This window comes from Capilliphycus salinus ALCB114379, assembly GCF_047276495.1.
GTDB classification, from domain to species: Bacteria; Cyanobacteriota; Cyanobacteriia; order Cyanobacteriales; family Microcoleaceae; genus Capilliphycus; species Capilliphycus salinus.
In genome coordinates, this window is sequence record NZ_CP178543.1 from 3,450,788 (window position 1) to 3,469,785 (window position 18,998).

The 18,998-nt window shown below is 40.9% G+C and carries 18 protein-coding genes and 1 pseudogene; 13 read left to right on the forward strand and 6 right to left on the reverse strand.

All coding sequences use genetic code 11. The features are described from left to right. Window positions 1–4: 4 nt before the first annotated feature. Both ACL6C3_RS14335 and ACL6C3_RS14340 read left to right on the forward strand, forming a co-directional pair. On the forward strand, window positions 5–715 hold the full coding sequence (locus tag ACL6C3_RS14335) for a hypothetical protein (RefSeq protein ID WP_413167874.1): 711 nt from the start codon (window positions 5–7) through the stop codon (window positions 713–715). 45 nt (window positions 716–760) lie between these two features. After that, window positions 761–1,841, forward strand: a pseudogene (locus ACL6C3_RS14340) (IS630 family transposase). On the opposite strand, the gene ACL6C3_RS14345 reads toward ACL6C3_RS14340, so the two are convergent. From ACL6C3_RS14345 to ACL6C3_RS14360, 4 genes are read right to left on the reverse strand one after another with little or no spacing between them, the layout of a single operon-like run. Beyond that, window positions 1,829–2,800: a hypothetical protein gene (locus ACL6C3_RS14345; protein ID WP_413167875.1), complete on the reverse strand. Its 972-nt coding sequence runs from the start codon at window positions 2,798–2,800 to the stop codon at window positions 1,829–1,831. The pseudogene ACL6C3_RS14340 and the gene ACL6C3_RS14345 overlap by 13 nt on opposite strands. Continuing rightward, on the reverse strand, window positions 2,797–2,940 hold the full coding sequence (locus tag ACL6C3_RS14350) for a transposase (protein ID WP_413167876.1): 144 nt from the start codon (window positions 2,938–2,940) through the stop codon (window positions 2,797–2,799). The genes ACL6C3_RS14345 and ACL6C3_RS14350 overlap by 4 nt, the downstream gene beginning before the upstream one ends. Next, window positions 2,927–3,361: an ISL3 family transposase gene (locus ACL6C3_RS14355; RefSeq protein WP_413167877.1), complete on the reverse strand. Its 435-nt coding sequence runs from the start codon at window positions 3,359–3,361 to the stop codon at window positions 2,927–2,929. The genes ACL6C3_RS14350 and ACL6C3_RS14355 overlap by 14 nt, the downstream gene beginning before the upstream one ends. A 1-nt stretch (window position 3,362) precedes the next feature. Next, a complete protein-coding gene (locus tag ACL6C3_RS14360) occupies window positions 3,363–4,109 on the reverse strand; it encodes a transposase family protein (RefSeq protein ID WP_413167878.1) in 747 nt (248 codons plus the stop codon). A gap of 220 nt (window positions 4,110–4,329) precedes the next feature. Between ACL6C3_RS14360 and ACL6C3_RS14365 the strand changes: the two genes are divergently transcribed. From ACL6C3_RS14365 to ACL6C3_RS14400, 8 genes are all read left to right on the forward strand, one after another. Then, window positions 4,330–4,536 carry a hypothetical protein gene (locus ACL6C3_RS14365; protein WP_413167879.1) on the forward strand — a complete coding sequence of 69 codons (207 nt, stop codon included), beginning with the start codon at window positions 4,330–4,332 and terminating at the stop codon, window positions 4,534–4,536. Further along, entirely contained in the window at window positions 4,536–4,964 is a 429-nt protein-coding gene (locus ACL6C3_RS14370) for a hypothetical protein (protein WP_413167881.1), read from the forward strand. Before ACL6C3_RS14365 ends, ACL6C3_RS14370 begins: the two co-directional genes overlap by 1 nt. Before the next feature lie 300 nt (window positions 4,965–5,264). Continuing rightward, on the forward strand, window positions 5,265–5,594 hold the full coding sequence (locus ACL6C3_RS14375; protein ID WP_413167882.1) for a hypothetical protein: 330 nt from the start codon (window positions 5,265–5,267) through the stop codon (window positions 5,592–5,594). Window positions 5,595–5,600: 6 nt separating this feature from the next. Then, the gene (locus ACL6C3_RS14380) at window positions 5,601–6,113 is read left to right on the forward strand and encodes a hypothetical protein (RefSeq protein ID WP_413167883.1); all 513 of its coding nucleotides are present in this window, start codon (window positions 5,601–5,603) and stop codon (window positions 6,111–6,113) included. A 67-nt stretch (window positions 6,114–6,180) separates the two neighbouring features. After that, on the forward strand, window positions 6,181–6,306 hold the full coding sequence (locus ACL6C3_RS14385; RefSeq protein ID WP_413167885.1) for a hypothetical protein: 126 nt from the start codon (window positions 6,181–6,183) through the stop codon (window positions 6,304–6,306). 191 nt (window positions 6,307–6,497) lie between these two features. Next, window positions 6,498–6,887 carry an aspartyl protease gene (locus ACL6C3_RS14390; RefSeq protein WP_413167886.1) on the forward strand — a complete coding sequence of 130 codons (390 nt, stop codon included), beginning with the start codon at window positions 6,498–6,500 and terminating at the stop codon, window positions 6,885–6,887. 193 nt (window positions 6,888–7,080) lie between these two features. Continuing rightward, entirely contained in the window at window positions 7,081–7,557 is a 477-nt protein-coding gene (locus ACL6C3_RS14395) for a hypothetical protein (RefSeq protein ID WP_413167887.1), read from the forward strand. A 10-nt stretch (window positions 7,558–7,567) separates the two neighbouring features. After that, window positions 7,568–8,017 carry a hypothetical protein gene (locus tag ACL6C3_RS14400; RefSeq protein ID WP_413167889.1) on the forward strand — a complete coding sequence of 150 codons (450 nt, stop codon included), beginning with the start codon at window positions 7,568–7,570 and terminating at the stop codon, window positions 8,015–8,017. Window positions 8,018–8,020: 3 nt separating this feature from the next. Here the strand turns inward: ACL6C3_RS14400 and ACL6C3_RS14405 are convergent, their stop codons facing one another. Further along, the gene (locus ACL6C3_RS14405; RefSeq protein ID WP_413167890.1) at window positions 8,021–12,541 is read right to left on the reverse strand and encodes a filamentous hemagglutinin N-terminal domain-containing protein; all 4,521 of its coding nucleotides are present in this window, start codon (window positions 12,539–12,541) and stop codon (window positions 8,021–8,023) included. A 274-nt stretch (window positions 12,542–12,815) separates the two neighbouring features. Here ACL6C3_RS14405 and ACL6C3_RS14410 point away from each other — a divergent pair, with 274 nt between their 5' ends. The 3 genes from ACL6C3_RS14410 to ACL6C3_RS14420 all read left to right on the forward strand — a co-directional run bounded on the left by ACL6C3_RS14410 (window position 12,816) and on the right by ACL6C3_RS14420 (window position 15,475). Then, window positions 12,816–13,223, forward strand: a complete 408-nt coding sequence (locus tag ACL6C3_RS14410; RefSeq protein WP_413167891.1) for a DUF262 domain-containing protein — start codon at window positions 12,816–12,818, stop codon at window positions 13,221–13,223. Between the two features lie 271 nt (window positions 13,224–13,494). Continuing rightward, window positions 13,495–14,742, forward strand: a complete 1,248-nt coding sequence (locus tag ACL6C3_RS14415) for a hypothetical protein (RefSeq protein ID WP_413167892.1) — start codon at window positions 13,495–13,497, stop codon at window positions 14,740–14,742. Between the two features lie 583 nt (window positions 14,743–15,325). Next, entirely contained in the window at window positions 15,326–15,475 is a 150-nt protein-coding gene (locus ACL6C3_RS14420; RefSeq protein ID WP_413167893.1) for a hypothetical protein, read from the forward strand. Between the two features lie 719 nt (window positions 15,476–16,194). Here ACL6C3_RS14420 and ACL6C3_RS14425 read toward each other — a convergent pair. Further along, a complete protein-coding gene (locus tag ACL6C3_RS14425; protein ID WP_413167894.1) occupies window positions 16,195–18,498 on the reverse strand; it encodes a filamentous hemagglutinin N-terminal domain-containing protein in 2,304 nt (767 codons plus the stop codon). Window positions 18,499–18,998 lie beyond the last annotated feature (500 nt).

An 18,998-nucleotide genomic window follows, 5' to 3' on the forward strand; every position in this document is an offset into this window, starting at 1 on the left:
TTGTTTGGTTAGTAGTTGGGCTTCAGCCCGATTTATTGGTGTGCTAAAGCACGACTACGAGCGGGTTAGTAGTTGGGCTTCAGCCCGATTTATTGGTGTGCTAAAGCACGACTACGAGCGGGTTAGTAGTTGGGCTTCAGCCCGATTTATTGGTGTGCTAAAGCACGACTACGAGCGGGTTAGTAGTTGGGCTTCAGCCCGATTTATTGGTGTGCTAAAGCACGACTACGAGCGGGTTAGTAGTTGGGCTTCAGCCCGATTTATTGGTGTGCTAAAGCACGACTACGAGCGGGTTAGTAGTTGGGCTTCAGCCCGATTTATTGGTGTGCTAAAGCACGACTACGAGCGGGTTAGTAGTTGGGCTTCAGCCCGATTTATTGGTGTGCTAAAGCACGACTACGAGCGGGTTAGTAGTTGGGCTTCAGCCCGATTTATTGGTGTGCTAAAGCACGACTACGAGCGGGTTAGTAGTTGGGCTTCAGCCCGATTTATTGGTGTGCTAAAGCACGACTACGAGCGGGTTAGTAGTTGGGCTTCAGCCCGATTTATTGGTGTGCTAAAGCACGACTACGAGCGGGTTAGTAGTTGGGCTTCAGCCCGATTTATTGGTGTGCTAAAGCACGACTACGAGCGGGTTAGTAGTTGGGCTTCAGCCCGATTTATTGGTGTGCTAAAGCACGACTACGAGCGGAGAACGGCTATCAATTTTATATGAAATCCGGGTATATAATAAACGTATATAGAAGCGATCGCAGGCAATATTGACAGATGCGCTCAAAGAATCAAAATAGCCGCTCACCTGAGTGTCAGTCAACTACACTCCAAGTACAGAGAAGCGAAAAATCCTGTAGCTCGAAGCCAGTATCAGATTCTGTGGTTATTAGCGAGTGGGAAAAAAACGGAGGAAGTAGCGATTGCAACAGGATATTCAGTGCAATGGATCAGAAAACTAGCAGGACGTTACAATAGTATGGGGGTAGAAGGACTTAGCGATCGCAGACAAAGCAACCCAGGAGGCAAACCTCTTTTAGACGAAATTCAAATGGCTCAATTATTACAAGTGATACAACAGCCAGCAGCTGATGGTGGATTATGGAATGGTAGAAAGGTAGCTGACTGGATGAGCGATCAATTGGAACGCCCAGTCTCAGCGATGGCGAGGTTGGGAATATTTAAAAGCAATGGAATATCGTTTGAGGATGCCTCGACCGGAAAATCAACAAGCTGACCCCGTAGAACAAGAAGCTTGGAAAAAAAACTCTCAAGTCAGTTAAAAGAATTGCAGCAGAAGTACCCAAATTCAGAAGTTCAGCTCTGGGCAGAAGACGAACATAGAATTGGATTAAAACCAATATATAGAAGAGTTTGGATACCTTGGTCAGAAGTACCAACAGCTCAAATTAAGTGGCAATATAAATGGGTATGGCTTTATGGTTTCGTCTGTCCCGAATCGGGGGAAACTTACTGGTGGCTATTACCCAAAGTTAATACAAAAATATTTGGTCAAGTTTTGGAAGATTTTGCCAAGTATTTCGGTTTAGGAAAAAACAAACAAGTTCTTTTGGTTTTAGATGGAGCGCTCCGGGCACACCAGTAAAGCTTTAAAAGTACCTGAAGGAATACATTTAGAATTTTTACCATCATACTCTCCTGAATTACAACCAGCAGAACGACTTTGGCCTTTAACAAATGAACCCATAGTTAACAGATCTTTTGACACAATAGAAGAATTAGAAGAGGTACTACTGGCTCGGTTAAAAGTGTTAATGGAACAACCAGAATTTATTCATGGGTTAACTTGTTTTCATTGGTGGCCTAAAATCCAATCTTACGAATACTGATTAACCGGATTTGATATTATATAGGGTTCCGGCTCGGTTGTCATTGACAAATTCACCCAATCTTCGTAATCTTTAAAAATGTTTTCGATGCGGGTTTGTTCTCCCTGTCGGCGCTGCTGTTTGATGGTTTGCGATCGCGTATCCTGCTCAAACTTCAGTTCCAACTGTTCAAAGTGGCATCCCCGCAACTGTTCGAGGCGGCGTTTTTGTTCGTTCAGTTGTATACTCAGTTCGGCGTCGAAAGTTTGGCGCTCTTTTTGCAGGTGGGTCCGGGCCTGTGCGATCGCGGTCGAACGCAAACCCAACAGGTCTTCGACATCCACCTTACCGGGGTTGGGTATCGAATGTTTCCCGAGTTGGGTCCGCTCGAGGGTTTGGCTGAAGGGTTCTGTGCTTTCAAACTTGCCGTTTTTAAAGATAACCGACACCCAACGGTTCAACACCGTCGAACCCCTGCGGTTGGGAAAGCTTCCGAAACAGATAAATATAGCCTCTCCCGGTGCCATTCCCTCCGCGAGTTGAATGACCGGAGCCTGGTGGCGTCCGAAGTGGAACAAACAGCGATCGCCCAACCATTCTACCAGAGGATGCAGTTCCCAGAGGTACTGTTTGACGGGCCAGCGGTCGTCCTGACGGCGGGCTTCGACCATCGCCGCCATGATCTCCCGGGGGTTCTCGGTTAAACTCAGCAGGGTCTTTTCGTCGGGGCGAATTTCTTTGGGAAGGCGATCGTAGCGGGGTTTGAGTTCCTCGGGAAGTTGCAGTTCTATCGAGCGCTCGGTTTCGCTGACGTTGAGGTTGGGAACGGGAAAATCAAAGGCGTTGAGGGCGGCGATCGCAAAGTCGAAGGTGGAGGGAAACAGGCTCAACAGCGTCCCCGTGTCGGCTTGAGGTTCAGGGGCGGTGGTTTCTTCTGGGGTAAAGGTGGTTCTCCGATACTTGTTATGCCAAATTATCACTTAAATGCCAAAATAATAAGGCTCTTTTTTTGAAATTCTCGAAACTTCGCGCATCCAAATCCACAACGTTTCAATACTTTCAATCGATTGTTAATCCCTTCGACAACAGCATTAGTAGTCTTCTGTTCAAACAGGACCAACTATTTCGGCAAACCATTTCTTGAGAGTGCGGACAAATTTTGGAAAGAATGGTTGAGCCTTGACGACCCACTCTATCAGCTTAAGAGTTCCTTCTCCTAAATTTTTACTTCGGTCAAAGATCGCTGTAAACTCTTCTTTAAGCTCATGCATTACTGCCAGCATTGCTGAGGCTTTCTTTAGAGTATCTAGTTTTTCTTTTTGTTCTTCTTTCAAATTATCTTCTCTTTTTAGCAAAATGTATTTGCTGCCCTTTAAGTTAGAAAATAGCTTTTGTCTGGGTTTGGATTTTAGAGATTCAGCACTTTTTTTTTGCTCAATTCTCCCTTGATTCAATTCTTGATGTAATAGCTTAGTCACATGAAATCTATCGACAGTTATTACAGCTTGTGGACAAACTTTTTCTAGAACAGTTTTGTACATCTTATACATATCTATACTTACTCGGGAATCGAGTCATCCGCGCTTCCCCGGATTTAAAATCCGGTGAACGGATGACTTCTTCTATTTGCTCTAAAATTTCTTTTCCCCAAGATGTTAAGTATTTTTCTAGAACCTTAGCTTTTCTTTCTGGGATTAATCCAATTAATTTTCCCGTTTCTAAATCAACTAACACTACAATAAACTTTCCTTGTCCTTTGACTAGAGCCATCTCATCTATTCCTAATCTTGTTAAATTTTTGAGTGGAATTGGAAACACTCGGGAATCGAGTTGACCGCAAGCACCTGATTCGCAATCAGGTGAACGGTCAACCTCTTGACTCACCTGATTAATCATCGATTCTACTTCTTTCTCTGTTAAGTTATTTCTTTTGGCTGCACCCAGTAAATTACTATTAATAACTTCTTCGACAATGAACTGAGCATATCTTTTTGTATATTTTTGCCTTTTTTTGACAAAATTTAATTCTTCACTAAAGGGTTTTGAGCAAAAATTACACTTAAACTGTCTTCGATTAACTCTTAAAAATATTTCTTTTTCTCCCCCGGGTAGATCTTTAACTAAATGCCAATGATTCTGATGAAGACGATGACTGACTTTCTGACAGCTTGGACACCTAGCTGTTTTTGAGCTAGCTTCTACCTCTAAAATTAGAGTTTTTTCAATTTCTTTCTTAGATTTAACTACTACTCCAGTTAGATCAAGAATTTTAGTCAGTTCTCGCTTCATGCTTGCCTATTTTACCGTAATTTTTAATAGTTTAGCATAATAATTACCGAAGAAACTAATTTTTTTAGAGTTTTAATTTAAGATTTTAAAATTATATTTTTAATTAAAATTAAAACTCTATTTTTTCAAAGAATGGCTTTATCTTGACTTCTGACTTCGTTACAACGTTGGTTCATTCTTTTCATGCGAACAATAAATTACTAAGGAATTAAACTTAACGATGAAGCCACGTTACGATGATGAAGAAAATATATCCCGTCACGCCGCCGCCGACGATGAATGCTGTTACGAAATGGCATCCAAGTATAATTGGCAATTGCTGGATGTAGAAAAAACGGGCAACCCCATATTAAGCGTTGATTGCGTATTCGGTGGACAAACCGAATTTCCCAAATCGTATTATGAAACAGAAACGGAGGAAGACTAATGCGAAAATGGATTATATTTCGAGCCGAAAAACGTCAACCGGGATGGCAGGAACGCAAATATGCTCATACCGGGTCACTGACAAAAACCCTGTTTGAACATTACGACTGTTCGGACAGTCCCCTACCTGAACCCGGATACCGACCCCCAGAATTTATCAAAGTTGAGCAATTCTCCGATAGTCAATATCCCGAAGCTAAGACTCATCACCGCCAAAGCGACTGGGAAGTTTCGCGGGTCGAAGTCTATTCGCCAGATTTACCCGTTGGAATGGACTTTGACATGATCGTGATTTGCTATTGTCAGTATAACCCCATCAACGCCCCCCTGAACCCCATGCCGGAGCGTCAAGTCTCGATTGATTCATTTGGTGGAAACCAAGAAGCCCATTCCCAATGGGTTGAACGGGAGCAAAAAGCCGAAGTCTAACCCAAGTTTCGATACCCGCTCATACCGAGGGGCAGGTATTATTGAAGTCAGAAGTTAGAAGTGTGAAGTCAGAAGTTCAAAAAATAATTTGGCAAGCGGACTTGTCAATGAATAACCCCGGATAAATTCCTTTAATTATTCTTTCGGCAATAATGCGTTCCTGTACGCAAGATTTGAATATAATTAATAGAATTTCCGCACAATTAATTATAAATTGTCGCCCTTTAATTTTGGCTATAATTATTTTTTATAAGCGCAAAATTTTTATTGATGTTGTATAATTGGAGTAAAAACTTTTCAATGAGCCAGTATGATTTTTCACAAATTTTAATGATGATTGATGAATGGGTTAAAAGTTTAGAAGATTATCAACTCAATCAACAATGTCGTCAATCGGGAAAAAGTTTCTTTGATTTTCTTAAAACTAAAGGATGTCGGGCGGATATTCTTGCTAAAATTATCATGGATGCAACGGGCTACAATCCCGCACAACTTTGGAGAATCGAAGATGCTCAAAAACTTAAGTCAGCAATTTTTAGCTACGAATCTTGCGGGGCTGATATCAGGTATCATCAAATAGAAGATGTACGAGAAATTTATGAAACGACAGAATTTTGGTTTCGAGAGTAATGAGCTATGAATGAAATTGTCCTAACTTATCACCGCATTATAACTTGGAGTGATGCCAATCATCAATCGTTTGACCCGATGGAAGATTGTTTACCCGACTGGTACGAAAACACCTGGACGGTCGCCGAACAGATGATTACATCGGGGCAAACCTATTGGGAGCATCGTCAATTTTGGGAAGATCTGGAGATGATTTTTTCAAGTTGGTTGCAACGGGGATATTTAATTAAAGCCCAACTCATTGCTCAGTGGTTATTAAGTAATTTTCCAGAGAAAATACTCAGTCCAAAAACTAAACCTATTTTGGAGTTGATTTCTCAGGAAAAATGTATTGAAGCTTTGAATTTACTCCCCGGTCATCGACACCCTTATTCTCGTTGGCCTAGACGGGCAGAATATTATTTTAAAACACTGCATTGGAATTTGGCAAGAATCGCTTTGGAATCGGAAGAGTCGGAATATTTATGGGCAGCTTCTCGAATAAAAGCAAAACAGTTGGGCGTGAATTCTGAAGTATGATTTTAAATTAATTTAGTGACTCGTATGATCAAATAAAAACAATCGATTCAGTTCATCAAGAAAAACGATGTTCAAAGCAAGTTCGCTTCCAAGAAGCACCCACCCCGGAGGTTTATTTGAAGTTAATCCCCTTTCTGAAACCTCCTTCAAAGAGCGCCACTCAGAAGCCCGTCAGCGACTCGATAAAGCTTGAATTATACTCCAACGAATTAAGCCCAACTTAAGAAAACATTATTGCGATTGGTATATTGCTATAGATCCTGATACGGGCGTTTATTTTTTAGATTCGACCTATACGGGAGTTTGTTTGAGGAGTCATCTATACTTTCCGAAGACTATTTTGTGCATCTACCAGTTAAATCAATCGGGGTTTGTCGGACAAAAATGATTAATGGCAGAATTACTAGGCAAGGAATTTATTTTGAAATAGATTTAATAACTTCAGATGGTGAATTGATTCCAGTTGATGCTTTATTTGATACGGGCTTCACATCGGGTATCTTAGGAATTCATGCTCAAGATGTTGAAGCTCTAGGTTGGCAATATATCGCTACAGAAAGGGGAGTACCCACTGCGAATGGTGAAGCTGATTTTTTAATTGATCGGGGACAAGTTTTTGTTGATGAGCATCAAATAGAAGTTCCCGTTTTTGTCGGACAATTCCCAGAAATAGACCGAGTAATCTTGGGATACCAAGCGTTAGAACTGTTCTATATTACGTTCGACAATAAACAGAATATTGCAACTTTAGAAGTTAAATTAGCACGGCAATAATCTTAATAAAAACTTAAAATTTTTCTTGTCTATTTAAAACAAAAATTAAAACAACTTTATCCGCAAATATTTTATTATTTAATCTGTTAAATTTATTTTGTTCAATTTTTTTTGATTTAATTTTTGAGGTTAAAATCTCAAAGAAAACCGGATTTAAATCTATAGTATTTAACTCTATAAGTAGGTACAATAAATGAAGTCATCAATTCCGAAATTTAAAGTAAAACCTGGCTATAAACCGCAATCACCAGACACAACTCCCGAAGTGGATTTATTGGGATTTGAGTTGTTGAAAAAACGTTCTCCCTCACAGCGTTTGGTAATGGGAGCCGAAATGAATAAAAATGCTCGTCGGTTTTCTATCTCCTGTTTTAGACAACATTTTTCTCAGCTATCTGATGCGGAACTGGCTCAAAAACTTGCTTTTGCTTGGTTGGGAGAGAATGATTTTCCCGGTTTGACTTCTACTCACAATCAAATGAATTGGATTCAAGATTCAATTGCTTTAGCTGAAAAATTGCACCCCATTTTTGAATTGCTAAATATTCCCTATTATATCACCGGGGGTGTCGCGGCGATTGGCTTCGCCACTGCGCTAAAGCGCAATCGCTTACGGGGAAGTTCGGACAACTCGGGATGTCGATATCGTTATTTTTATTCAACCTGCTGATATTATTGTATTGGCGACCGAGTTAGAACAAATGGGGTTTTATGTTCCGGGTGTAGAAGATATTGTTGAAGGTCGAATGCGAATATTACAAGTTACCGATATTGAAACAATTTCCCGCGCCGACCTAATTTTAGCAAACAATGATGAATTTGAGCGCATTCAATTTGAACGGAGACAGCAATACGAAACTCCGGGTAATATTATGGTTAATTTAGCCTCTCCAGAAGATATAATCCTCAATAAACTTCAGTGGAGCGGTGCGACCCTGCGGATGTCTCATCCGCTAAGGAACGCGCACCAAGAGAGAAGTTCGGGTCAGTCGGACAAACAGTGGCGGGATATTTTGGGAATATTAAAAGTGCAAGGGGAATCCCTGGATTTTGATTACCTAAACTCTTGGTCGAATCGCTTGGGATTTCCCCAAGATTTACAACAAGCGCGAATGGAAGCCGGACTTTGAATTTTATTTGATGGGATTGGGATTACATTGATTAATTGGAGATTGTTGACGAATAACTCCCGTTTTTGTAGGATCATAACCCACCAAAATAACCTCTCCTTCTTCGGTTCTTATCCATCCCCTCGCCGGAACAATCGTTCTAGAATCAATGGGATTTTTTTCTCGGTTTTGTGATATTTGTTGAGGAGGTTGTGATAAATTATTGGGTTGAGAAATAACGGGTTCAATCAGGGGAGATTGTAATTCAACTAACCGGGGAATTGTCGATGAATCTTGAACGGGGTTCGGCGCTATTCCTCCCCGACCCGTTATCACAAATTCGCTAGTTCCTCTTTGTTTGCAGGGGTCTTGAGCGATTAATTCCGCCGGGTCAACAACTGTAACTTCTAGTGATTCTGGGGGGTCAAAATTAAGCGTTGTATCGATAGAAAGATCTCCAGCAGCGTTAATAATACTATTTTGAGATTGTAAAAGTCCGAGTTCCGAATTTCCAAAAGGACGGATATTAATATTGCTCCCTCCCGTTGGGTCAAACGCACTGGTAACAATTTCACTATTTTCCAATAACACTAACAAATTAGAATTAATATCAATATTTCCATCAAACGTTTGACCGCTTTCGCTTCCGGCTGCCGAAATTGAACTTCCACGCCGCACGCTAATATCCGGTGAATTGATAGCAATATTTCCCCCTTCACCTGTTACTGAATCTGCAACTAGACCTGCTTGTTCCAAACGAACTTGGGAAGCATTCACTTCCAAATTTCCGGGATTCCCAACACCGTCGCTGTTTACAAAAATAGCAGATTTATTTCTAACTGTTAATTGTTCAGCATCAACACTAACCGTTCCTCCATTTCCGACCCCCGTTTCTGAAACGTTCGCAAGGATAAAAGACCTGTCTGCTAATTGAATATTTTCGGCCTCTACATTGACCGAACCCGCATTTCCAATTCCTGAAGTTGATGTAGACAAGAAAGCTTGATTGCTCAAGGTTAAACGTCCGGTTTCAATAATGATATTTCCACCATTACCTATAGCTCCTTCTTCATTAACTCCAACGATAATTGATGTTCCTTCCCCATCAAGAGCAAGTGATTCTGAGGCTTTAATGAAGACTGTTCCTCCTCGGCGATTAGGGGGAATTTCAAGAGCAGGGGTTTCGGATTCATCTGGTAACGAAATTCCTGAAAAAATTGTGGAATTATTTTGCATTGTAAGTTGTTCCGTTTCAATAGTAATATCTCCTCCATTGCTCGCTCCTGCCGTTCCACTAGAAACAAAAACTTGGTTGTCAAATGTAACCTCTTGAGCTTGTATTGTAATTGAACCTGAAGAACCCGTTCCCGAACTATTAGTACGAATTACTGCTCCATCTTGTCCGACTAATCTCTGCGCGGTAATTGAAATATTTCCGGTGTTGCCCCCGTTACCAGCTTGAGCGACAATTCGACTACCCAGTGTGGATGGTTCTCCTGTCAATGAAGTAATAATCCTTTGAGTTCCTCTACCGCTAATTTCGATAGTATTGGCACGAATATCAATTGAACCCGAACTGCCTACATCCCCTGAAAAAGTTAATATCAGCGCTCCGTTGAGTATTCTTAATTGGTCTGCTTCGAGTGTAATACTTCCCACGCTAGTACCGCTAAATTCTAGATTAGCAGATGTTTCGTCTGGTAAATTATTTGTTGCTACAGAAATTAGACTGGGAGATACTCCCCCCCCGATTAACTCAACAACAGAAGCTTGAATATTTATAGAGCCAGCGCTACTACCGTTTAGACTTCTTACTGATATTTCGCCTCCATCTCGAACAGTTAATCGTCCGGTTTCTAAATTGAGAGTTCCTGCGGTTCCTTCACCAGTTGTAAAAACACTTAAACCGCTTCTTGAGTTGAATTCACCCAAATTTAACTCCCCTGCTATCTCTACTTCGTTTGCTTTAATTTGCAGAGAACCTGAACCCCCCTTTCCTGAAACAGAAGTTTGGATGAATCCTCCATCTCGAATTATTAGTTGATTCGTTGTGATAAAAACATCTCCAGCTTGTCCTGTGTTGAAGCTATTCGCAAAGATGCTTCCTGCCCCTCGAACAGCTAATCTCGGAGTATTGATTATAACGCTACCTGCATTACCACTACCATTTGTTCGAGTATTAATTCGACTAATAACCCCAGTTATTGTTCCCGTTACTTCTACAAACTCGGAAGCATTAACGGTTATATTTCCCATTGAGCCTGTTGATTCTTCATTGACAGCAAGCCGAATATCAGCACCATCCTGAACAACTAAAGTTCCGGTATTAATGGTAAGATTTCCGACATTACCTGTTGCTGAAGTTTCACCTGCTACAATAGAATCGGAAAGATAAATTTGCTGTGCTTCAATCTGAATATTTCCTGCGTTTCCGTTACCTAATGCAATCAAACTAATCTGTCCATTTATTGCATTAAGCGATGAGGTTGAAATTTCAATATTTCCTGCATCTCCAACTGCATTTTCCGCGAGTTCACCCAAAATAGAACTATTTGATAACTCCACCAAATCGGTTGCAAAAATCGATATAGAACCCGCATTTCCTATTCCAAAGGTACCGGATTGAATTCGCGCTCGCTCTGTTAATCTTAATTGTCCGGTTTCAATTTGAATATTTCCTCCATGACCCATCCCTGTGCCATTTACATCCGCAGAAAAACCACTCCGAATTTCACCATCTGGTGTTGTTCCCGTAAGTTCAACAGTTGCAGCTTTTACAATAATACTGCCTGCATTTCCTTCCCCGGAAGTGCTAGTAATAACTTGTGAACCTTCAGATAGCAATAAATTCCCCGTGTTAACTTCAACTATTCCTCCATCACCCCTTGCACCTTGTTCAACATTGCTAAAAATATTACCACTTGATAATTCAACAGAATTGGTTGCTGAAATTGATACTACACCTGCATTTCCTTGTCCGAAGGTACTACTTTGAATAGTTGCTCTATCCGTCAATCGTAATTGTCCGGTTTTGATTTGAATATTTCCTCCATGACCCACCCCTGTCTCATTAACATCAGCAAAAAAAGCACTAATCAACTCACCATCAGCCGAAGTTCCTGTGAGTTCGATATTATCAGCTTTTACAGTTATATTCCCTGCATTTCCTTCCCCGGAAGTGCTAGTAATAACTTGTGAACCTTCAGATATTAATAAATTACCCGTATTAATTTCAATTGTTCCCCCATTTCCAACTGCACCTTCTTCGACACTACTCAAAATATTACTACCCGATAACTCAACAGAATCCGTTGCTGAAATTGATACTACACCTGCATTTCCTTGTCCAAAAGTCAAAGCACCAAGTCCGGCTTGATTACTCATTACTAATGAGTTTGTGACTATATTAATATTGCCTGCATTTCCTTGTCCTAAAAGAACCGTACCGAGAAATGCTCCATCATTAAGTGTAAGTGAGTGAGCAGTCACATTGATGTTTCCGGGTTGACCAATTGCATCAATGTCAATACTGTTTCTAATCGAACTTTCTGCACCTGTTATCAAAACGTTTTCTTGAGCATTAATATTAACATCTCCGCCTTGTGCTTCTAGAGAACCTAATCCTTCATCTATTCCCGCTCGAATAACACTATCACCCGAGATTTCAACATTTCTCGCATTAATATTAACGTCTCCGCCCCCATCTGCACGAACATTTATCTGTGATTGGTTGGTTAACCCCACATTTCCCCGTAGAATATTCTCGGGAAAGGTTAAACTATTATCGGGGTTAATTTGCACAGTCCCCGGTTCAGATAATCCCCCCAATTGAATTCGACTCCCCGGAGAAATTGCAAAGCCATTATTAAATAATACATCTCCACCAACCAATGCTAATGTTTGATTTTGAGGAACGTTTAAGCCTTGCGGAATCAGAAATCCTGCATCATTTCGTAGCGAACTCCCATCCAACCGAACCAGTTGCGGTGCGGCTTGATTAACAATAGTCCCAGGATTTTCTCGAAGGTTTAACCCGATGGGAATATTTATGGTTAATAAGGGCGGGGCTGCTGGGTTACTTGCGGCAAATTCAAAGCCATTTTCAAATAATATTCCATCGGCTGTTGTGGCAAAAAATGAACCGCCTACATCTAATCTGGCGTTTGGCCCAAATACAATTCCATTGGGATTAATTAAAAATAAATTGGCATTGCCTAAAACGCCTAATGTTCCCAAAATTTCCGAGACATTCCCTCCCGTAACCCGAGTTAAAATATTAACAATATTGTCGGGGTTGGAAAAATAAGCCCCCCGTCCTTCTCTGATGTTAAACTCCTGAAAGCTATGAAATAAGTTCCCACCCCTCACCGCACCCCCGTCAATGCCATCGCTCGATATCCCTCGAATATTTTGATTGGGAACAACCACCGAATTTTCCGAACCCAAACTGTTATCGGGGACAATTTGTGCCACAGTTGCCAGTGGAGTCAGACAAAAAACTGTTGTTGCACCCACGACTGAAAAGGTAGATAGACGAAAATTCATAGGTTGATTAATAAAGCAATGGTAATTGATGAAGCTCTTTGGAATTATAAACTAAAACTCTTGAACTTTCCCAAATCAATTTTTGTTATTGTTAACACCCGTTCGCCAAATCTTAGAATAGAGTTGACGAGCGTTTTCCAATTGATAATTAATTTTGGCTTCAACATTTTCTTTTAAGTTTTACAAATTAATTTTGTTCAAATTTCGATTACAGTTAAAAATATTCACCTCATATCGCGCAGAAATGGACAGCAATCAATCAAGCTTTATCTCAATGTTCGAGTCCAAAAATATTTCACTCGTTCAGATTTGCGAACAGATTCATACCGGAAAAATGCAGATTCCTAACTTGCAACGCAGCTTCCGATGGAAAAGTGAACTGGTATCAAGTTTAATTGGCACTATCTGTTCCGGCTTGCCCATCGGATGTATTTTGATACGCGAATGCGGCAACTCCAACGGACATTTTTCACCCCGTCCGATAGACGGTGTAATCCTAGATAAACCCGCAGACCCCGAATATTTAATCCTGGACGGACAGCAGCGAATGACCTCATTGTATTCGGTTATTTACTCCCAAAACCCGATTAAATTCATCACAAAAACCAAACGTAAAATTGAATATTATTGGTATTATATCGACATTAATAAAGCCCTAGATCCCTATTATTACCTAGAATAAGCCGTTGTCATCAATGGATAATTGACAATGGATAATTGATAATTAATGAGGTTTAATATCTCTCCTTTAAAGGAGAAAAAAGAAAAAATATTTCCTCTCTATCAATCCTCTTCATAATGGTCGAGGTAATTATCCATTATCCATTATTAATTATCAATTATTGAACTTGCCCCTATCAAAAAAGAAAGCAAGTTATTTAGACCCGAGCCAAAATATTGATTGCTCAACCTCCGAACAAGAATTTGAATCGTTAATGTTTCCCTGCAACTTTATGTTTAATTTTAATCAATGGCGATCCGATTTTTTCCGCCATTGGAATTACGCCCCGGCTAAAACGGAACTCCTCGATAAATTTGAATGGGAAATTATCAAAAAAGTTGAGCATTACCAAGTTCCCTCGGTGTGTTTAAACAGCCAACTCTCCAAGCCCGGAGTTTGCAAAAGCTTTATCGACGTCAATACCAAAGGTTTCCCTTTAAATTACTTCGATTTAATTAAATCTACGTTCGATTCTCACGATTTTTCATTGGGACAAGATTGTGAAAAGCGGCTTTCTCGACTGTCAAAGCATAAAGTTTTGGAGGAATTGCGAGATACTGACTTCCTTTCCGGTATCGCTTTTGTCAGCACCCACCACCAACGCTTTGAAGTGCTGAAGGGGGCGATTTCTCCACTGACAACATTACCCCGTGTGGGTGGTAGTCGCCGCGAAGTCATGGAACTGACCGTCGAAGAATACCAGCAGTACAGCCCCCAACTGGAATCGGGTTTTGAAGAAGCCGCCCGTTTTCTCCACGCCCAAAAAATCTTTTCCCCCGAAGACTTGCCCTATCAAATCCAACTGGTGGTGTTGGGGGCGATATTTGCGGTGGTGGGTTCCCTCGACTCTCACTGTCGTCGGAAATTGGAGCGGTGGTTTTGGACGGTCGTTTTAACCGAATTTTATTCGTCCTGGTACGAACAGAGGGCTGCCAAAGATATGGCTGAGGTTCCCCACTGGTTATTGTACGGCGGAAATTTGCCGACGAGCTTTCAAGAATCCCAATTCAAACCTTCGCGACTGCTGAAAATCACCAAGCGACAGGGGGCTTTTTACAAGGGAATTAACGCTTTATTGCGTCAGAATGGGGCTATAGATTTTTACACCGGAGAATTGTTATCGGATGTCAATTATTTTGCCCAACCGATTCAAGCCCACCATATTTTTCCCAAAGCTTGGTGTCGCAAGATGAAAATTAATTCGGGACACTACAATTGTTTGGTGAATTTAACGCCACTCGGCGAACCCACTAACCGCTTAATCGGCGGACGTGCGCCTGCGGATTATTTGGAAAGGCTCAAAGAGCAGGGAATTTCTCACAAACAAATAGAGCGGATTTTACATTCGCATTTAATTGAACCTGATACTTTGTGGAATAATGATTTTGATAGTTTTTTGAATCGACGACAAATCGATTTGGAGAATATGGCAAAATCGGCTATGGGGTGGCTAAACGATTCTCAACTTGACGTCGGATAAGTTTTGAATTAAATTTCTAATAAAGTGTTTGAGTTTAAAAAATATTGTGGTTAATTACCCGAATATTTTAACCCGAGAATATAAAGGTTGAGTAGCACCGAGTAAAATTCTAAAAATAAGGGTTTTGTTAAGGTTCTGTTGCACTAAAAAATAAGTTTGCAACAGAACCTTTATCAATCTCAATAAAAATGCTCCCTCAGCCTCAATTTGATTTCAAAAATTGCCGATAATTTTGAGTTGATAACTTTGCTGTTTCACGCCTATCAGTGGAGTATTACCCCCAAGTTAGTACACAAAATTGAGTAGAAAATTAAGAGATTTATGATTTTAGATATTGTTGTGTTTTGCTGCGACTTTAAATTTAATATTTTTATTTATTTTTTATTAGATTCATTAATTTTACGCCTCAGTCTACAATACCAAGTTCTGTTAGGCGAGATTGAAGCTATTTTCCATCCCAAGTTTTGTTGTGTTCTTCGTAAAGACAATTTATGTGTTTGATGAAATTAATTGCACGGAAAATCACTTCGGCATGGGGGGCGAAAATCGTTTATTATAATTATAAACTACAGGAACATCAACGATGGGACTTCAATCTAGTGAATTATCAAAGGCTTTAAAAACCCGCCGTCTTCCCGATATTCGTTCAACTTCAGTTGAGTCGCTCAATCAGCACAAATTACACCAAAAGCAACGCGAGCGAAAAAACCGCTCAAATTTTACAGAAAATTAAACCCAGATTGCTCTCTAATTATTTGAATTGGTACATTGCAATTGATTCTGAAACGGGAGTTTATTTTCTCGACCCGGACTATACGGGTATATTTTTCCGCAGCAAAATTTATTTTCCCAAAAGCACGCCCGAGCATTTATAAACTCAATCAATCCAAATATTTCGGAAAAATTTAATTAATGATTCGAGGACAAATTACGGAACGGGGCATTTATTTTGAGATTGAATTAGTAACTTCCGATGGCGAACAAATTCCGGTTGACGTAATAGTTTGATTCCGGTTTTACATCGGGAATTTTGGCGATTCATGCTCAAGATATTGATGCTTTTGGATGGGAAAATTTAGACCAAGATTTAGAAATTCCCACGCCCTGGCGGTTTAAGTCAATTCACCGCTTATCGGGGTAATATTATTATTGATGATCAAAGGCTAACTTTACCCGTTTTGGCGGGAGATTTGCCCGAGGAAGATAGGGTTTTATTGGGGTATCCAATTTGAAATATTTTTAATTTAATTTTGGATACTGAGAGGGAAATTGTTACTTTGACATTTATTGGACAATCAAATAGCTGTGTTCTGCGGGATTAATGTCCCGTTTTTGGTTGTTTGAGAAGATTGACTCGTTCACCGCCTGCTTTTACTTGTACCAATGAAAGTATCCTGGTTGTTAGCGCAAAGAGGGACAAAGTGGAGAGGGAAATAATAATAAAATTTAAGGCTAACATTGAATTGAACGTAGTCGCCTGCGGTGAACTCCCGTTTTGGTGGGGTCGTAACTAACAAGAATGACCTCTCCTTTTTCATTGCGTATCCATCCCCTCGCCGGAACAATATCCAAACTGGAAACGGATTGATTTTGGATTGGGGAATCATTGCGCTGCACTCTACTTTTCTGGGAGAATGTATCATTGCGGCGGGACTCAACTTCAGGGGGCAATTCCATTAAGGAAACAAACGTTTCTTCGCTGCGTACACTTTCTTGAGGACTAGGAGGCAATCCCCCCCGACCCGTAATTACAAATTCGCTCTCGATACCTTGCCTACAGGGGTCTTGAGCAATTAACCGGGCGGGGTCAACAACAATTTGAGGTAGCTTAATTAATCCGAAACTGGGGTCAATTTCGGTGTTGAGTTCAACAGTTCCGCTGAATTCGGAGCCGAGTTCAGAAGTTGCTGTAATATCACTAGCATCCGTTTGTTCTTGACGAAATTGGGTTCCTAAAACTGCATCTGCATTAAGAAAAACTTGACCTCCAAAAGCTTGTTGAGCGTTGGCAGAAATATCGCTATTTTCAATGGCAATTAAATTCTCGGTGTTAATTTCGATATTGCCTCCGGTTGCAACTCCGGTTGCATTGGTAGTAATGTTGCTGTTGCGGCTTAGTCTGAGGTCATCCGTATTAATGATAATATTCCCCTGACCTGCGCTTGTTTCTGCGTTCAAACTAGCTTGGTTATAGAGAAGAATTGATTGAGCATTGATAATTAAATCACCTGCGGCTTCTGTGCGTTCAGAACGAACATCAATTGTTGCTCCATCTCGAACCGACAGATTTTGAGTATTAACGGTTAAAGTACCTCCATTCCCCGTAGCTCCCGATAGAACTGAAGCTCTTAAAGCGCTGGGTAACTGACCGGCACCAACCAATTCTATATCCGTAGCGGTAATCGTTAAGTTTCCTCCATTACCCCGAGCAAAAGTCGAAGCTGTTATTAGTGCGCCATCGCGAACCAACAAACGTTGAGTATTAATATTAATAGTTCCTCCATTTCCTGTAGCTTCGGGTGCAACTAAAGCTCCCAAAGCACTGGGAAATTCACCATTAACAGATTGACCAACCAGTTCCACATTAATCGCCGTAACCGTTAAATTTCCCCCATCTCCATTGCCAAATGTATCAACTGCTATTTGTGCGCCATCCGAAAGCGACAGATGCCGAGTATTAATGGTTAAATTTCCTGCATTTCCTGTCGCCTCCTTTGCAACTGAAGCGCTCATTAGACTGGGAAATTGACCGCCAGCAGTAGTACCAATTAGTTCAATTGATTCTGATGCTCTGACAGCTATTCCTCCGGCGGACTCAGAACCGAGTGTTTGTGATAACATTGCCGAACCATCTAGCAATTCCAGCCGTCCAGCTTGAACATTGATGTCACCTCCACCATTACCACTCACATCCACCGAAGCAGCCCGAGACAGTTGAATCCTGCCAAATGTAGAGAATTCATCATAAATCAATGGCTCATTGAGTTGAGGAGCAAGTGTTACTGTTCCAGAACCCACGACGCTACCAAGTTCAACTCGTCCCTCTGCCGCAGTTAAATTTCCTCCCTCCAGTGAGATATTACCTCCTATTAGAGCCAAAGTCCGACCGTCGGAAACTTGTAATCCAACAGGTCGATTGTCTCGAATTTTTGCCAAGGTCTCGAAATCAAAACTTAAATTATTACCAATCCCTTCGACTCGAATTTCACCGGGGTTGTTTCTAAAGTTTAACCCGAGAGGAATATTAATGGTTAATAACGGGGGAGCTTTCGGGTTAGATGCGGCAAATTCAAAGTTATTCTCAAACAAAATTCCATCGGCAGTTGTGGCAAAAAATGAACCGCCCACATCCAATCTTGCGTTCGGCCCAAAGACAATACCATTGGGATTTATAAAAAATAAATTGGCATTTCCCAAAACGCCCAGCGTTCCCAGAATCTCTGAGATATTATTACCCGTAACTCGACTCAGAATATTAACAATGTTATCGGGATTTGAAAAGTAAACTCCCCGTCCCTCTTCCACGTTAAACTCTCGAAAACTGTGAAATAAATTACTTCCCCTCACCGCACCCCCGTCGATGCGGTCGCCATTCACTCCGCGAATATTTTGATTGGGAACCACAACCGAACTTTCATTTCCCAACGTATTATCGGGGACAATTTGTGCTACTCCGGGGAAGGCGGCAAACAGAACACTCAGAAAACTTGCCCCGGTCAACCAGATGCGGCACAAAAAAACGAGGTTATTCCACATAACTAGATGCACCAGAACAGATGAATATTGGCAGAGCAAACGCCCGCATTCACAAAGGTTTTCGCCCGAAAAGTCAATAGGATTTTAAAGAAAAAAATCCGCAGTCTGTAACAATATTACCAAAAAAAAATGCTGCCACATTGCTCAAATTTTCGCTCTTGCCAAAATTATGGTCTTATGCAGGCTCGAAAGCACAAAAACAATGGATTTGGCTTTCCATAGATGCGACCACACGAGAAATTATTGGAGTATATATTGGCGTTAGCGAAGCGTCTCCGCAGGGGAATCACTCCTGCCAATCAGCAAGACAGTTATGGCAATCCCTTTCTCCAGTTTATCGTCAATGCGCTATTTATTACACCGAAACTTGAATGATTAATTAATTTCGACAATATATTTGATTCTCTCATCCGTATGAACTGGGGAATAAACCCGGAGGGATTGGTTAATTGAAGTTTAAAATTTCTTCATTACTTTTGACTTTTTTTTATATAAATGAT

Bases quoted from the DNA above. Each gene is read 5' to 3' on its own strand.
- ACL6C3_RS14355 (WP_413167877.1), bottom strand. From the start codon at position 3,361: ATGTACAAAACTGTTCTAGAAAAAGTTTGTCCACAAGCTGTAATAACT.
- ACL6C3_RS14360 (WP_413167878.1), bottom strand. From the start codon at position 4,109: ATGAAGCGAGAACTGACTAAAATTCTTGATCTAACTGGAGTAGTAGTT.
- ACL6C3_RS14365 (WP_413167879.1), top strand. From the start codon at position 4,330: ATGAAGCCACGTTACGATGATGAAGAAAATATATCCCGTCACGCCGCC.
- ACL6C3_RS14370 (WP_413167881.1), top strand. From the start codon at position 4,536: ATGCGAAAATGGATTATATTTCGAGCCGAAAAACGTCAACCGGGATGG.
- ACL6C3_RS14375 (WP_413167882.1), top strand. From the start codon at position 5,265: ATGAGCCAGTATGATTTTTCACAAATTTTAATGATGATTGATGAATGG.
- ACL6C3_RS14380 (WP_413167883.1), top strand. From the start codon at position 5,601: ATGAATGAAATTGTCCTAACTTATCACCGCATTATAACTTGGAGTGAT.
- ACL6C3_RS14385 (WP_413167885.1), top strand. From the start codon at position 6,181: ATGTTCAAAGCAAGTTCGCTTCCAAGAAGCACCCACCCCGGAGGTTTA.
- ACL6C3_RS14390 (WP_413167886.1), top strand. From the start codon at position 6,498: ATGATTAATGGCAGAATTACTAGGCAAGGAATTTATTTTGAAATAGAT.
- ACL6C3_RS14395 (WP_413167887.1), top strand. From the start codon at position 7,081: ATGAAGTCATCAATTCCGAAATTTAAAGTAAAACCTGGCTATAAACCG.
- ACL6C3_RS14405 (WP_413167890.1), bottom strand. From the start codon at position 12,541: ATGAATTTTCGTCTATCTACCTTTTCAGTCGTGGGTGCAACAACAGTT.
- ACL6C3_RS14410 (WP_413167891.1), top strand. From the start codon at position 12,816: ATGTTCGAGTCCAAAAATATTTCACTCGTTCAGATTTGCGAACAGATT.
- ACL6C3_RS14415 (WP_413167892.1), top strand. From the start codon at position 13,495: ATGTTTAATTTTAATCAATGGCGATCCGATTTTTTCCGCCATTGGAAT.
- ACL6C3_RS14420 (WP_413167893.1), top strand. From the start codon at position 15,326: ATGGGACTTCAATCTAGTGAATTATCAAAGGCTTTAAAAACCCGCCGT.
- ACL6C3_RS14425 (WP_413167894.1), bottom strand. From the start codon at position 18,498: ATGTGGAATAACCTCGTTTTTTTGTGCCGCATCTGGTTGACCGGGGCA.